This is a genomic window from Pseudomonas sp. SWRI154, assembly GCF_014268645.1.
Taxonomy (GTDB): domain Bacteria; phylum Pseudomonadota; class Gammaproteobacteria; order Pseudomonadales; family Pseudomonadaceae; genus Aquipseudomonas; species Aquipseudomonas marvdashtae.
Genome location: NZ_JABWQW010000020.1, coordinates 66,860 through 81,674, shown reverse-complemented (window position 1 = coordinate 81,674; position 14,815 = coordinate 66,860). Strand labels below are relative to the sequence as shown.

Here is a 14,815-nt window from a genome sequence, read left to right as displayed (position 1 = left end):
TGCGGTTGGTGGCGCGTGGGCACTCTTCGTGACACGCGGCCTTGCAAACGAGCCGTAACCGATCATGTACCAGTGCAAATCCAACGCCTACAGGGTGCGTCGTATCCAGTACAGGGAGGGTCGCATCCAGTGTCGGTGACGTCGTTTACAGATTTTTTCCGCCCTCGACTGGCTTCTGACACGCAGAAAAACGTCGCAAAACCTGGGCGACGGCGACGCGGCGTTGCTGGGCATGATTGCGTCGGTGTCAGACGTAGAAAGCCGATTCAAAAGCCGGATGATGCGGCCATCCGGCGTTGAGCGTAGCAGCTGCGCCACTGGGCGCTCCCGCGCCTGGAGATGTGACCGTTCTGGAGATTCAAGGCAATGGCAATCAGCGTGTTCGACTTGTTCAAGATTGGTATCGGCCCGTCCAGTTCCCACACCGTGGGGCCCATGCGTGCGGCGGCGCTGTTTGTCGAAGCGCTTCGGGCCCGGTCGCTGCTGCATGAAGTGCGCCGGATCGAGGTGCAACTGTTCGGTTCGTTGTCGGCCACCGGCATCGGCCACGGCAGCGATACCGCCACGATCATGGGGTTGATGGGCGAATGGCCTGACTCGATCGATCCGTCGCAAATCGGCTCGCGCATCGAGCTGCTGCGCGAAACCCAGACATTGTTGCTCGACGGCCGCCTGCCGGTGCCGTTCATCTGGTCCCGCGACATGCGCCTGCTCGATGAGAACCTGCCGTTCCACCCCAATGCGATGACGCTGGTGGCAGAGGACGACAACGGCGAGCTGCACCGCGATACCTATTATTCGGTCGGCGGCGGATTTGTCGTCGACCAGGCCCAGGCTTCCAGTGGCGTGGCGGACCTGGACGCCACCGAACTGCCTTACGACTTTTCCAGCGCCGAGGAATTACTCGAGCTGTGCCGCACGCACAACCTGCGGGTGGCTGAATTGATGTTGGCCAACGAGAAGGTCTGGCGCTCTGAAGAAGAGATTCGCAGCGGCTTGATGAAGCTCTGGCGGGCCATGCAGGATTGCGTCGAGCAGGGCCTCAAGCACGAAGGCATCCTGCCCGGCGGCCTGAATGTGCGGCGTCGTGCTGCCAAGTTGCACCGCAGCCTGCAAGAGTTGAACAAACCGAACGTGATCGGCTCGACCTTGAGCGCCATGGAATGGGTCAACCTGTTCGCCTTGGCGGTCAACGAGGAAAACGCCGCCGGTGGGCGCATGGTCACGGCGCCGACCAATGGTGCGGCGGGGATCATCCCGGCGGTGTTGCATTACTTCATGAAATTCAGCGAAGCGGTCACCGACGCCAACGTCGTGGACTATTTCCTCGGCGCGGCGGCAGTGGGAATCCTGTGCAAGAAGAACGCGTCGATCTCCGGTGCCGAGGTTGGCTGCCAGGGTGAGGTCGGCTCGGCTTGCGCCATGGCGGCGGCGGGGCTGGCGGAGATCCTCGGCGCCACGCCTGAGCAATTGTGCAACGCGGCGGAGATCGGCCTGGAACACAACCTTGGCCTGACCTGCGACCCGGTAGGCGGCCTGGTCCAGGTGCCTTGCATCGAACGCAACGCCATTGCCGCAGTGAAAGCCATCAACGCCGCGCAAATGGCCCTTCGCGGTGACGGCCAGCATTTCATCTCGCTGGACCGGGTGATCCGTACCATGCGTGATACCGGCGCCGACATGCATGACAAATATAAAGAGACATCGCGGGGTGGCTTGGCGGTGAGTGCGGTGGAATGTTGAGCCCTTGCCACAGGTGAGCAAAAACCGCTCGTAAAATGCACACCGCTATAAAAACACGCCACGTTTTGGCGCGTCGCAAACAGACAAGGCGTGACTTATCGGTCATGCCTTTGTCTATCGCGCTACCGTCCGTCCCCGCGCTTGCGGTGACAACCACCTCGAAGACGCCGCAGCCCAGTAACCACAAGTGCTACCGATCTGCTCACAGCCCACGGCGGTAGCCGTCTGCGCCATTGATGGCAGTTAGAACCCAGCCTCCATCGAAGCCTTGTCTAGACAGGCCGCCATGTCGTTTTCAGGAGTTATTGAACACGCATTCAAATTTAGGCATGGCAATTGCTCTATCCCGATAAAGCCCCGTCTCACGCAAGAGAATGATGGGCAATAACAAGAGCCTCCGCCTGAGGCCATCACCCGCTTTGTGTGAGGAGATACCGCGATGACGACGTCCAACTCCGGGGCCCAACCCCAGAACCGTGCGCCTCAATCCATCGGCTTTTTGCTGTTGGACAATTTCACGCTGATTTCCCTGGCGTCCGCGGTGGAACCGCTACGCATGGCCAACCAGCTGTCCGGTCGCGAGTTGTATCGCTGGACCACCCTGACCGTCGATGGCGGCCAGGTATGGGCCAGCGACGGTTTGCAGATCACCCCGGACGCCTCCATGCACAAAGCGCCGGCCCTCGACACCGTTATCGTCTGTGGCGGCGTCGGCATCCAGCGTACGGTCACCCGCGAGCATGTCTCCTGGCTGCAAAGCCAGGCCCGTCAGTCCCGTCGCCTTGGCGCGGTCTGCACCGGCAGTTGGGCCCTGGCATGCGCCGGCCTGCTGGACGGTTTCGATTGCAGCGTGCACTGGGAATGCCTGGCGGCGATGCAGGAAGCCTTCCCGCGGGTGTCGATGAGCACGCGCCTGTTCACCCTCGACCGCAACCGTTTCACCAGCTCCGGTGGCACCGCGCCGCTGGACATGATGCTGCATCTGATCAGCCGCGATCACGGTCGCGAGCTGTCGGCGGCAATCTCCGAGATGTTTGTCTACGAGCGCATCCGCAACGAGCAGGATCACCAGCGTGTGCCGCTCAAGCACATGCTCGGCACCAATCAGCCGAAGTTGCAGGAAATCGTTGCGCTGATGGAAGCCAACCTCGAAGAGCCGATCGACCTGGACGAACTGGCGGTGTACGTCGCCGTGTCCCGGCGTCAGCTGGAGCGGTTGTTCCAGAAATACCTGCACTGCTCGCCGTCGCGCTATTACCTCAAGCTGCGGCTGATTCGTGCGCGGCAGTTGCTCAAGCAGACGCCGATGTCGATCATCGAAGTGGCCTCGGTGTGCGGCTTTGTCTCCACGCCGCACTTCTCCAAATGCTACCGCGAGTATTTCGGCATTCCACCGCGCGACGAGCGCGTCGGTTCCAATACCGCGCAGCAGGTGGCGATGATGCCGTTGCCGCAAGCCCTGGTGCTGTCGCCGTTGTCCGGGCCGCTGTCGGCGCTGAGCCAGGCGCGCAATGAATCTACTTTTGCCAGTGTGAGGCTCTAGACCAACAGGCTTCTGTGGTGAGGGGATTTATCCCCGCTGGGCTGCGCAGCAGCCCCAAAACCAGGCAACTCGGTGTGCCAGGAAAATTGATTTCACTGCTTTAGGGCTGCTGCGCAGCCCAACGGGGATAAATCCCCTCGCCACAAGGTCAGGCGTTATGGTTTTTCTGGTATTCGGCCAACGCAGGCAACAATTGCTTATCAATCGCCTGGCGCACCGCCGGCAGGATGGTCGCGCTGCTGGTGTACATGTCCTTGACCATCCTCCGCAACTCGTTGGCGCGAGCCCTGTCCAGCCCCCGCACCGCGCATTCGCAGGCCTGCTCGGCGGTGGAGCCGCTGGGTATCTGCAGTCCCAAGGCCTTGAGCTGGCCCAACAGGTCTTCCTGGTCGATCAAATCGGCGTACATCATGACGCTTTTCCTTGTTCAGGGATTGGGGTCGTGACTGGATTCTGGTAGCCGTCCGAAGCGGCGGCAAGGGCAAATCGTCGATCTGTCATGAATGACTATGAGCGGGTCGTTTTCGGCTAACTCGCCCGGTCCAGGACTGGGCAAACTGGGTCCCAAGCTGAATCACGATGGTTTGGTCACCCTCGCGCAACAGCTCCTCCAGTAACGCTCCTGCCCCGATCCTGTCACGGCTTGATCGGGGATTTTTTTGCATTCCGTTTTTGGAGAACCTGTTTTGTGTCTGCTGCACGCAAAGGATGGCTACGAGTTGCTGTTTGGCATTAGCATTACGGCCACTCAGATTGGACTGTCTATGCTTGCTCTTCACCTGCGCTGAGCCCGCTGAGGCGACGTAAAAAGGGTGAAAGCTCGTCTATCAAGGCCGAATCTCCAGTCAGATGGACAAAACGGAAGGTAACGTAATGCTGAAACTCTTGACCCTTAAAGGTGTTGGCCCCGCAGATGCTTTCGGACCTGTTGAGTTTGCTCCTCGTCTGAATTTCATCACTGGCGACAACGGGTTGGGAAAAAGTTTCCTGCTGGACGCTGCATGGTGGGTTTTGACGCGGACTTGGGCGAGAGGTGTTGAGGCAGTGCCCAGGGAGAGTGCGGCCAATGCCAGTATTGGTTTCGCCTTCAGCAAGGTCACGGCAGGCGTCAAGGAAGGCGAAATTCCTTTCGACCAAGGCGTGTGGCGACAGCCAAAGGCACGTCCCTCAATCCCAGGGGTGGTTATTTATGCTGGCGTGGACGGGAGTTTTTCCGCTTGGGACCCTGCTCGAAACTATTGGAATGATTCTCAGGCAGATGTTGAGGAAAAGATCCGCGCTTTCAATTTCACACCCGATGAAGTCTGGAGAGGCGCAGTATCCGAAAAAGGCACGAATATCTGTAACGGCCTGATCCACGATTGGGTTCGATGGCAGCGAAACAGTGGCGATGCAGCGTTCGAAGAGTTGACTCGGGCACTTGATGCTCTCTCTCCGTCAGGCATTGAGAAACTGTCGCCTGGTGAGCCTTGCCATATTGGGGCTCTCGATGAAACCGAATATCCGACTTTGAGAATGCCATACGGCCTCGATGTTCCTTTGGTGCACGCTTCGGCAGGAATGCGGCGTATCGCAGCGTTGGCCTACATGTTGGTTTGGACCTGGAATGGACATAAGCGAGCGTGCAAACAAAGAAAAACCAAACCGGCAAAGGAAATTATCTTTCTAGTCGATGAAGTGGAGTGTCATCTTCATCCTCAATGGCAACGACGTATCGTTCCTGCGTTGCTCAAAGTTGTTCAAGCCATGACAGGCGAGGAGGTAGCAGTTCAGCTAATCATTGCCACTCATTCGCCTTTAGTGCTCGCCTCTGTCGAACCTGACTTCGATGAAGAAATCGATGCTGTATTCAATATTAATCTCGAAGGGGGCGAGGCAAAAATTTCCAAGGAAATGTGGGCAAAGCAAGGGGATGTGGTTAGCTGGCTGGTCTCGGAATCTTTTGGCTTGAGGCAGGCTCGGTCCGTTGATGCTGAGTTGGCAATTGAAGCTGCCGAAGCGTGGATGCGCGAAGACCAGAAAAACCTACCAGCGCACCTTAGTTCACAAAAAGACATCCATCAGGCGCTTCTGAAAACGTTGCCTGAGACGGATCATTTCTGGCCGCGGTGGATTGTGTCCACGGAGAAAAAAAGCGCTGGAGCTGGCACGGATAGGCGGCAGAAATGATCTCGGTCCCCAATCCAATTGACGAGCCAGAGGACTTCAACAAGAAATGTCGGGAAAAAGGAGCTGAATGGCTCGTTGCTAACCCCGACAAGAGCCGTCCCACTGACTTGTGGTCGATATTCAAGCCCGAGCTGGCAAGAGGCTTCAACGACCGATGTGCGGTTGCAGCTATGTGGATACCGGACGGAACCGTTGACCATTTTGTCAGTTGTCATGAGGACATGTCGCTTGCCTACGAATGGTCCAACTATCGATATATGGCGGGCTGGCTGAACAGTTCCAAAAGTAAGAAAAAAGCAGCTGACCTACTCGATCCCTTCCACGTGGGTGACGGCTGGTTTGAAATAGTGCTGCCCTCACTTCAATTGGCGCTCACAGACAAAGTCCCCCCGGCTTTTCGACAGCGCGCAGAAAATACATTGACAGATTTGCCCATTCGAGATGACGAGCGTCTACTTCGCACTCGCCGTGAATGGTTGAGGATGTATGAAGAGGGCGAGCTGAGCCTGGAAGGGTTGCGTAAGAAAGCTCCGCTGATAGCCGATGCCGTCGAGAAGCGAAACAGTGAGCAGCAACGCGTCGTTGCGTTGTCTCACGCCCAAGTCAAGGCAGCTTACGAGCGTGCATGCGCAATAGGTTTGGAAACCGTTCGGGAGCTGACGAGATTAGGAGGGCGCCGCAACGCGGATGGCGGACGACAGCGTATGACTATTTGGACGGCACAAGGGGATTCGGATGCTGTTGCTGCGTTGATAGCTCTGGAGCTTGCATCATTGGTGGGTGGGGAGTTCTATGAATTGACCATAGGGATAGTCGACGCATCGGTAGATATTGCCTTCCAAGCCGCAAGACAGGCGGCTGTGAATTTGAGCGACGCGCTCGGCGTGTCGTTTCATGCCGGTGATCGTTAGTGCTGGGTGGATTATTCATCTGATTCAGTTCCACTGCGCGAAAGCTGTTTGGTTGAACATGCCGCGATTTGGCCGCATAGATCACTTGCGTTGTAGAACCAGAATCCGCGACAACAACTCATCCCGATCCACATAGCACCCCTGGAAATGCCGTGCGCCGGAGTTCGGGTCGAACGCGTTGCGCGCATGAAGCGTGCGGCGGTTGTCGAAGCACCACAGCTGGCCGGGTTCGAGGCGCTGCGTCAGGCGAAATCGCGGCTCGCGGGTCAGGGCGATGAAGCGGCGGTAGGCGCGGTAGAGCCTGGGCATCTGTTCGACCGAGGTGTCGAACGGCCCGCGCAGGAAGTTCGCCATGCGGATTTCCGTGACCTGCCCCAGCGCATCCAGCGCGATGATTGGCGCCAGGCAGCGGTAGTCGCTGTGGCGGTCCTTGTTGCGAAATTCCACCGGGATCTGGCATAGCGCATCGAACGCTTGGCAATCCTCTTGGCGCAGTGCCTCGGCAATGGCAAAACCGTCGACAAAGATACTCTCGCCGCCGTTGGCGTCGTTCACCAGGCAATGCAAGAACTGCAGCCCCGGCTGCAACTCCCGAGTCGGCAGGTCGCTGTGCAGTGGCAGGTTGAAAGCGGTGTAGGCGTTGCTGTCGGCATCGGCCTTGGACTGCACGTTGAACAGCACGCCGAAATTGCTCTCACGGATAAACGAAATGCGCTGGGCGATCTGTTTCAGCGAGCCGGATTCGGTGGGCACGCCGCGTACTTGGGTCAGGCCGATGTCGCGCACCGCCAGAAGCCATTGCAGCAACGCGTCGGTGTCCATCATCAGTGCCTGATATTCGAACACCGGCAGTTTCAGATCATGCTGCCACAGCTGGCGGCGCGGCTTGTTCGCCAGGCGTTCGGCCCTGGAATGGTCGTCATACGCATGGGCGCGCAACCAGCCCGGGTCGAACTGGCTTTGATGGTCACCCTGCCAAACCACGCACAGCTGGCCCGCATCGTCGATGCTGATTTCGCAGGGGCTCACGTCCTCCGGAACATCGACGATCTCCAGGACCTGTTCGCGGGTAACGCTGTAGACGCATTGCGGGCACGGGCAGTTGTCCCTTAGCCACTGATGGTGGAACGGGCTGACCCGGCCGTCGGCCCACGTGACCTGTACCCGGTCGGCCAAGGGGGTCGCAGCGGTCAATGCCTGGACAAGCGGATAGCGTCGGAAGTCGGCGACAGCGGCAGCGGTGTTCATGGCAATCTCCTGTTCGCGGCTTATCGGGCGGGTGGCAGGCCGATGACCCGACCGATGTAGGTCGGTGTCGGCAGGTCGGCTTGGCTATCCAACAGGGTCTTGAGTCGGCCCAGGGTCAGTTCGGCGAACGGCGTCGAGCGCGGGCCGGCCAGATCGACATGCAGCAATATCTGTTCATTGCCGGCCAGCTCTTTATCTCCGCCGACCAGATGCAGGCTGTGGTAGAGATGCAAGCGTTTGGCGTCGTGGTCGATGATCTGCGTGTGCACCTCGACATCAGCGCCGAGCTTCACTTCGTGCAAGTAATTGAGGTGCAGTTCGAGGGTGAACAGCGAGTGGCCGCTGGCTTCGCGGTTCTGGCTGTCGAGGCCGAGTCGGTCCATCAGCGCGTCGGTGGCGTAGCTGAAGATCAACAGGTAGAAGGCATCGCGCAAATGGCCGTTGTAGTCGACCCATTCGGGGAGGATGCGGGTTTGGTAGGTGGTGAGGGTGGGCATGATGGACTCCACGGATCGTCGCTGATGCACAAAACTGTGGCGAGGGAGCTTGCTCCCGCTGGACTGCGAAGCAGTCCCAAACCGGCTGTATGCGGTGTAACAGACCAATTGCATTCGCCGGTTTTACGACCGCTTCGCGGCCGAGCGGGAGCAAGCTCCCTCGCCACAGGGGCGCTGTTTACTCGCTGAAGGCCATGCCATGCCTGGCCTTGGTGGTCTTCACCGCCTCCAGCACTGCCAGCAGGCAATCATCACGATAGCGTTCCAGGGCCGAAATGCTGTGGCTGCCCAATTGCTCGCTCGTGCCGTCCACCACATCGTCGATCAGCTTCTCGGTCAGCTCCGGCGCTGGCAGATAGGTCCAGGGCAGTTGCAACGCCGGGCCGAACTGGGCCATGAAATGACGCATGCCTGCATCGCCGCCGGCCAGGGTGTAGGTCAGGAACGTGCCCATGAATGACCAGCGCAGGCCGGCGCCAAAACGAATGGCATCGTCGATTTCCCCGGTGGTGGCGACACCGTCGTTGACCAGATGCAGGGCTTCGCGCCACAGCGCTTCGAGCAGCCGGTCGGCGATGAAGCCGGGGACTTCCTTGCGCACGTGCAATGGACGCATGCCGAGTGATTCATACACCTGCATCGCTGCTTGCACGGCTTCGGGCGCGGTGTCTTTGCCGCCGACCACTTCCACCAGCGGCAACAGATAAACCGGGTTGAACGGATGCCCGACCACACAGCGTTCCGGGTGGCTGGCGTTCTCATAGAACTCGCTGGGCAGCAGTCCCGAGGTGCTGGAACCGATCAGCGCATTGGGTTTGGCCGCGGCGCTGATCTGGGCGTGCAGTTCGAGTTTGAGTTCCAGCCGCTCGGGGGCGCTTTCCTGGATGAAGTCGGCGTCGCGCACGCATTCTTCGATGGTGGCGACGAAGCGCAGGCGATCCTGCGAGGCGCCGGCGGCCAAGCCTTGTTTCTCGAGGGCGCCCCAGGCGTTGGCGACGCGTTTGCGCAAGGCTGCCTCGGCACCGGGCGCCGGGTCCCAGGCGACCACGTCCAGGCCATGGGCCAGGGCGCGGCTGACCCAGCCGCTGCCAATCACGCCGCTGCCCAAAGCGGCGAATGTCTTGATGTCAGTGATGAAGCGCATGGTGATTTCCTGAACAGAATTGGTAAATGAAAGGCCTGGTCCTGCTTAGCCGCGCTGGACCAGGCCCATTTTCTTGCGGCCTTCAGCCGGGGTGAGGACGCGAGCCCCGAGGCGGCTGAGGATTTCGCCAGCGCGCTCCACCAGCTGGCCGTTGGTGGCAAGCACGCCTTTGTCCAGCCAGAGGTTGTCTTCCAGCCCGACCCGCACGTTGCCGCCCAGCAATACCGCCTGGGCCGCCATCGGCATTTGCATGCGGCCAATGCCAAAACCGGCCCACACCGCGTCCGCCGGCAGGTTGTCGACCATGGCTTTCATGGTGGTGGTGTCGGCAGGCGCGCCCCACGGAATGCCCAGGCAGAGTTGGAACAACGGGTTGTCCAGCAGGCCTTCCTTGATCATCTGTTTGGCGAACCACAGGTGGCCGGTGTCGAAGATTTCCAGCTCGGCCTTCACGCCGAGCTCGGTGATGCGCTTGGCGCCGGCCCGCAGTTGCGCAGGGGTAGAAACGTAAATGGTGTCGCCGTCGCCGAAGTTCAGCGTGCCGCAATCCAACGTGCAGATTTCCGGCAACAGCTCTTCGACGTGGGCCAGGCGGGTCAGTGGGCCCACCAGGTCGGTGTTGGGGCCGAACTCCATCGGGCTTTCACCGCCGCCGATCTCCAGGTCGCCGCCCATGCCGGCGGTGAGGTTGACGATGATGTCGACGTCCGCCTCACGGATGCGCTCCATCACTTCGCGGTACAGCGCGACGTCACGGCTGAACCTGCCGGTCTGCGGATCGCGGACGTGGCAATGGACCACCGTGGCCCCCGCTTTCGCCGCCTCGACGGCAGCGGCGGCGATCTGTTTCGGAGTGACCGGCACGTGAGGGCTCTTGGCGGTTGTGTCGCCAGCACCGGTGAGTGCGCAGGTGATGATGACGTCGTGGTTCATGGTGCGGATTCCTTCAGGCGTAGTGAGACACTGCGCAGCCCTTTTGCTACTGCGCAGATGGAGATCGGTTGATCAGTTGCTGGTGAGTTTCAGATTGTCGGCGGCCGGCTTGCCGTCGAAGGTGGTCACGCCTTCGAGCCAGCGCTGTTTGTCCTGCGGGTGATCCTTGAGCCATTGCCGGGCCGATTCGAGCGGATCCTTGTGATCGAGCAATGGTTGCATCATCCGGCTCTCGTCTTCGGCGGTGAAGGTCAGGTTGCTCAGCAGGCGACCGACGTTCGGGCATTGCTCGGCGTAGTTCGGCGCGGTCACGGTCCAGACGGTGGCCATGCCTTCGTTCGGGCCGAGGGCGTCTTCGCTGCCGGTGAGGTAGGTCATTTGCACGTTGACGTTCATCGGGTGCGGCGCCCAGCCGAAGAACACCACGGCTTCCTTGCGCCGCACGGCGCGATCCACGGCGGCGAGCATGCCGGCCTCGCTGGACTCCACCAGCTGGAACTTGCCCAGGCCGAACTGGTTCTTGGCGATCATCGCCTTGATCTGGGTGTTAGCGCCGGAGCCGGGCTCGATGCCGTAGATCTTGCCGCCCAGCTCCTTCTCGAACTTGGCGATGTCGGAAAACGTCTTCAGGCCCTTATCGGCCAGGTAAGTCGGTACGGCCAGGGTGGCGCGGGCGTCCTTGAGGCTTGGTTGCTCCAGCACCTTGACCTGTTTTGCTTCGACGAACGGGGTGATGGTCTGGGTCATCAGCGGGTTCCAGTAGCCCAGGAACAGGTCCAGGCGCTGGTCGCGGATCCCGGCGAAGATGATCTGTTGGGAAGCGCTGGTCTGCTTGGTCTTGTAGCCGAGGCCGTCGAGCATCACCTGGGTCAAGGCGCTGGTGGCGATGACGTCGGTCCAGTTGACCACGCCCAGGCGCACGTTCTGGCACGCGGCGGGCTCGGCTGCGAGGGCGGCCTGATTCACAAGGGCGGTGGCGCTGAGTGCAAGGACGCAAGCGCTGGTCAGTCGTTTCATGTCGGGTTCCTCGGCAGTTTTTATTGTTATGGGAGTTCCGGTGTCTGTGCGCCGGTGATGCCAAGTTACGCAGCCAGGGCCTGCTCAAAACGCACAGCGGCGACGTGCTCTTGCACTGCAGCGACCTGTCCTCTTGAAGGGGCGTTGCAACTGGCGTATCAAGGTCCGCACGCTACCCGACCACCGAGCGCGCCATGTCCCAGGATTTCTACTTCTTGTTGATGCCGGGTTTCTCGGCCATCGGTTTCATCTCGGCCATCGAGCCCTTGCGGGTCGCCAACCGTTTTCGTGGCGAGCTGTATCGCTGGCACGTGTTAAGCGCCGATGGTGGGGCGGTTTTGGCGAGCAATGGCATGTCGGTCAACGCTGATGCCGCGTTGGAGCCGCTGAAGAAAGGCGCGACGTTGTGGGTAGTGGCGGGTTTTGATCCGTTGAAATACGCCGGCCCGGTGCTGGAGCGCTGGTTGCATCGGTTGGACAGCGAAGGCGTGATCCTGGGCGGCATCGACACCGGCAGTGTGGTCCTGGCCGAGGCGGGACTGCTGGAAGGGCATCGCGTGACGCTGCATTGGGAAGCGATCGAGGCGTTCAAGGAGTCCTATCCACAACTCAGCGTGACCCAGGAACTCTTCGAAATCGACCGCCGCCGCATCACCTGTGCAGGCGGTACCGCGTCAATCGACCTTATGCTTGACTTGATCGGTCAGGCCCACGGTTCGGAGCTGGCGATCCAGGTCAGCGAGCAATTCGTGCTCGGCCGCATCCGCCCGCGCAAAGACCACCAGCGCATGGAAATCGCCAACCGCTACGGCATTCGCAACAAGAAGCTGGTTCACGTCATCGGCGAGATGGAAACCCACAGTGAACCACCCCTGAGCACCTTGGCCCTGGCCGAGTCGATCAACGTCACCCGCCGCCAGCTCGAACGCCTGTTCCGCCTGCACCTGAATGACACCCCGAGCAACTTCTACCTGCGCCTGCGCCTGGAAAAGGCCCGGCAACTGCTGCGCCAGACCGACATGAGCGTGCTGGAAGTGAGTATCGCCTGCGGGTTTGAGTCGCCGTCGTATTTCACCCGCAGTTATCGGGCACGGTTCGCGCGGTGTCCTAGGGAGGATCGGCGACGGCAGGGGGAAGAGCGTGATGTAGTTGAACCGGCCGGCTATGGTTTTCGATGATTTAGTAACAACTAATCATCATCGAATTATTTTTAAACTGCTTCAACTGTCAAGTTTGACAGTTGAAGCAGTCCTTTTTTTGGGCCAATGTGCATCCAGATGCTATGTTGCGCAACGTCGAGCCGGAAAATGAAAAAAATAATCGGATACGTACTCTTCTCAGTTTTCATATTTACTAATCCCTTGGCACTGGGGGGATTTACACATCCTGGTGTGCTTGTCGGTTCGAAACAGTTGCAATATGTAAGAGATAATTTATCGAGAGAGCCTTGGAGAACCGCCTATGAAGAAACTATGCGGGATCCTCTAGCCAATTTGGAATATGTGCCGAAACCTTGGGCTACTGTGGAGTGCGGCTCATATTCTGATCCGAATCATGGATGCAGCGATGAGATGAGGGACGCTCAGGCAGCCTATACGCAGGCACTCCTGTGGAGGTTGAATGGCGATGTTCGCTATGCAGAGAATGTTCGAAAGATACTCAATGCATGGGCTGATACGCTCACAGGGGGGCATATCGACAGCAATGCTCCGTTGCAGGCGGCGTGGGCAGCAGAGCTATTCACCCGGGCCGCTGAGATCGTGAAATATACCTATAGTGGATGGCCGCAGCCGGAAAAGGACAAGGTCACCCGATTATTCGCAAGTCAGTATTACCCCGATGTGTTACGCGCGTTTTCGGGCGGCTATGCTTGCAATAACAAAAACTGGCATGCCAGTGCCATTGAAGCGATGTTCAATATTGCGGTTTTTAACAAAAATCAATCATGGCTGGATGATGCCGTTGCGAGATGGCGTAGCCTTGTGCCTTCCTATATTTATCTTTCCTCCGACGGCGCGCGCCCGAAAGACGCTTCGTGGTGTCCGCGAAACAACACGCAAATTAATGCACACTGGAGCAACCCTGAAGCCTACGTAGAGGGTATGACACAAGAAAGTTGTCGAGACTTCGAACATACGGCTTATGGTTTGGCGGCCATCATCAATGTTGCGGAGAGCGCCCATTTGCAGGGAATTGATTTATATGGGGATCAAACCAGCCAGGCAGCGTCACGCATTGCTGCGGCAATGGAATTGCACAGTGCCTATCAAAATGGTGAGCAGGCAAAATTATGCAAAGCCTATGATGGACACAAGAACGATACGGTCGGTACGTTCGATATTGGTTTCAATCACTACGCGTTGCGTCAAGGCGTTTCCCTGCCGCAGACGTGGCTTTTCCTGCAAGAGCACCGCCCCGTCAAAGGAAAGTTCCACTACCTCTGGGAAACCCTGACGCATGGGTCCACGGGGATCATCCCCTGAAGTCAGGCGCATCTGGTAGGTGAGGGGGCGGATGGGCGGGAGCTGGTTTGACAGGCGTTTATACTAGAAGGACCCTGGCGAGCTGATCGCCTCGGCCATCGCCGGGGCACTGGTGCCTTATGAAAAGGGCATCCGCAAGCTCGCCAAATCCATGGGCATCGACAAACTCAGCTTCTTGCGCACCTTGTCCTGGGATTTCAGCCAGCCGCAACTGCCCGAAGGGGCGACGCTGACCCAGGCGCTGGAGCTGTTGCACCGTGCCGCGGATAAAACCGTGGTGTTGATGATTGACGAAGCCCAGCATGCGTTAACCACCGAGGCCGGGGTCAACGCAATGTTCGGCCTCAAGGCTGCCCGTGACCAGCTCAGCCAGGGCCGTGAGGGTGATACCAGCGGCCTGCGGCTGGTGTTCACCGGTTCCAATCGCGACAAGCTCGCCCACTTGGTACTGAGCCGTAACCAACCGTTCTACGGGTCCAGCATCACGCCGTTCCCTTTGCTGGGCAAAGCCTTCACCCAAGCCTACACCGCTCATTTGAACGCCCACTTGGCCCAGACCAACCAGTTCAACGCCGATGACTTCGACCAGGCGTTTGAGCTGGTTGGGCGCCGTCCGGAGATGTTGCGCAGCGTCATCGGCGAAATTGCCCTGGAACTGGGTGAGGCGAGCCATTTGGGTGAATTGCTGCGCAACAGCGCCGAAACGCTGCGCGCCGGCGTCTGGACCGAGTTCGAGAGCGCCTGGCACGCCCTGACGGTGCCACAACGCGCCGTGTTGCAGGTCATGGCCGAGCGCTCGCAGAACAACGAGCCTTTCGCACCCTTCACCGATTCGACATTGGAGGCGGTGAGCAAGGCGTTGAAGAGCATGGGGAGCGAAGTCGTACCCGGAACCCAGACCATCCAATCCTGCATCGACGCGCTGCGTGAAAAGGAATTGGTGTGGAAGTCCAACCGGGGTGGTTATGCGTTGGAAGACAAGGCGTTTGCTGATTGGTTGAAGTGGTATCGCCAGCAACATTGAATTTTGAATATATCCCGTGGCGAGGAGCTTGCTCCCGCTGGTGGCGCAGCCGCCCCGAAACCAGACGCCGCGGTGTAACAGGTGAACCCTGCAAACCGGTTTA

The 14,815-nt window shown here is 59.3% G+C and carries 12 protein-coding genes and 1 pseudogene; 7 read left to right on the top strand and 6 right to left on the bottom strand.

The annotated features are described in order from the left end of the window. The first annotated feature begins 366 nt into the window (after positions 1 to 366). Both HU806_RS18055 and gbdR read left to right on the top strand, forming a co-directional pair. Positions 367 to 1,743 (top strand): L-serine ammonia-lyase, encoded by a 1,377-nt coding sequence (locus tag HU806_RS18055; RefSeq protein ID WP_186612951.1) that lies wholly within the window; start codon positions 367 to 369, stop codon positions 1,741 to 1,743. Between the two features lie 439 nt (positions 1,744 to 2,182). Continuing rightward, the gene (gbdR, locus tag HU806_RS18050) at positions 2,183 to 3,286 is read left to right on the top strand and encodes a choline metabolism transcriptional regulator GbdR (protein ID WP_186612949.1); all 1,104 of its coding nucleotides are present in this window, start codon (positions 2,183 to 2,185) and stop codon (positions 3,284 to 3,286) included. A gap of 148 nt (positions 3,287 to 3,434) precedes the next feature. On the opposite strand, the gene HU806_RS18045 is transcribed toward gbdR, so the two are convergent. Then, positions 3,435 to 3,698, bottom strand: a complete 264-nt coding sequence (locus tag HU806_RS18045; RefSeq protein ID WP_186612947.1) for a hypothetical protein — start codon at positions 3,696 to 3,698, stop codon at positions 3,435 to 3,437. 461 nt (positions 3,699 to 4,159) lie between these two features. On the opposite strand from HU806_RS18045, the gene HU806_RS18040 reads away from it, so the two are divergent. After that, the gene (locus tag HU806_RS18040) at positions 4,160 to 5,455 is read left to right on the top strand and encodes an AAA family ATPase (protein WP_186612945.1); all 1,296 of its coding nucleotides are present in this window, start codon (positions 4,160 to 4,162) and stop codon (positions 5,453 to 5,455) included. Beyond that, a complete protein-coding gene (locus HU806_RS26385; protein WP_202884433.1) occupies positions 5,452 to 6,366 on the top strand; it encodes a hypothetical protein in 915 nt (304 codons plus the stop codon). Before HU806_RS18040 ends, HU806_RS26385 begins: the two co-directional genes overlap by 4 nt. 81 nt (positions 6,367 to 6,447) lie before the next feature. Here the strand turns inward: HU806_RS26385 and HU806_RS18030 are convergent, their stop codons facing one another. From HU806_RS18030 to choX, 5 genes are all read right to left on the bottom strand, one after another. Beyond that, positions 6,448 to 7,614 (bottom strand): gamma-butyrobetaine dioxygenase, encoded by a 1,167-nt coding sequence (locus HU806_RS18030; RefSeq protein WP_186612943.1) that lies wholly within the window; start codon positions 7,612 to 7,614, stop codon positions 6,448 to 6,450. A gap of 20 nt (positions 7,615 to 7,634) precedes the next feature. Beyond that, positions 7,635 to 8,111, bottom strand: a complete 477-nt coding sequence (locus HU806_RS18025) for a thioesterase family protein (protein ID WP_186612941.1) — start codon at positions 8,109 to 8,111, stop codon at positions 7,635 to 7,637. A gap of 178 nt (positions 8,112 to 8,289) precedes the next feature. After that, positions 8,290 to 9,255: an L-carnitine dehydrogenase gene (locus HU806_RS18020; RefSeq protein WP_186612939.1), complete on the bottom strand. Its 966-nt coding sequence runs from the start codon at positions 9,253 to 9,255 to the stop codon at positions 8,290 to 8,292. A 45-nt stretch (positions 9,256 to 9,300) separates the two neighbouring features. Next, the gene (gene cdhC / locus HU806_RS18015) at positions 9,301 to 10,188 is read right to left on the bottom strand and encodes a 3-dehydrocarnitine:acetyl-CoA trimethylamine transferase CdhC (RefSeq protein WP_186612937.1); all 888 of its coding nucleotides are present in this window, start codon (positions 10,186 to 10,188) and stop codon (positions 9,301 to 9,303) included. A gap of 72 nt (positions 10,189 to 10,260) precedes the next feature. Continuing rightward, positions 10,261 to 11,205 (bottom strand): choline ABC transporter substrate-binding protein, encoded by a 945-nt coding sequence (choX, locus tag HU806_RS18010; protein WP_186612935.1) that lies wholly within the window; start codon positions 11,203 to 11,205, stop codon positions 10,261 to 10,263. A 194-nt stretch (positions 11,206 to 11,399) separates the two neighbouring features. Between choX and HU806_RS18005 the strand changes: the two genes are divergently transcribed. From HU806_RS18005 to HU806_RS17995, 3 genes and pseudogenes are all read left to right on the top strand, one after another. After that, the gene (locus HU806_RS18005; RefSeq protein WP_186612933.1) at positions 11,400 to 12,383 is read left to right on the top strand and encodes a GlxA family transcriptional regulator; all 984 of its coding nucleotides are present in this window, start codon (positions 11,400 to 11,402) and stop codon (positions 12,381 to 12,383) included. Between the two features lie 129 nt (positions 12,384 to 12,512). Then, on the top strand, positions 12,513 to 13,688 hold the full coding sequence (locus HU806_RS18000) for an alginate lyase family protein (RefSeq protein WP_186612932.1): 1,176 nt from the start codon (positions 12,513 to 12,515) through the stop codon (positions 13,686 to 13,688). A gap of 67 nt (positions 13,689 to 13,755) precedes the next feature. Further along, positions 13,756 to 14,712, top strand: a pseudogene (locus tag HU806_RS17995) (hypothetical protein); the annotation flags it as partial. Between the last annotated feature and the right edge of the window lie 103 nt (positions 14,713 to 14,815).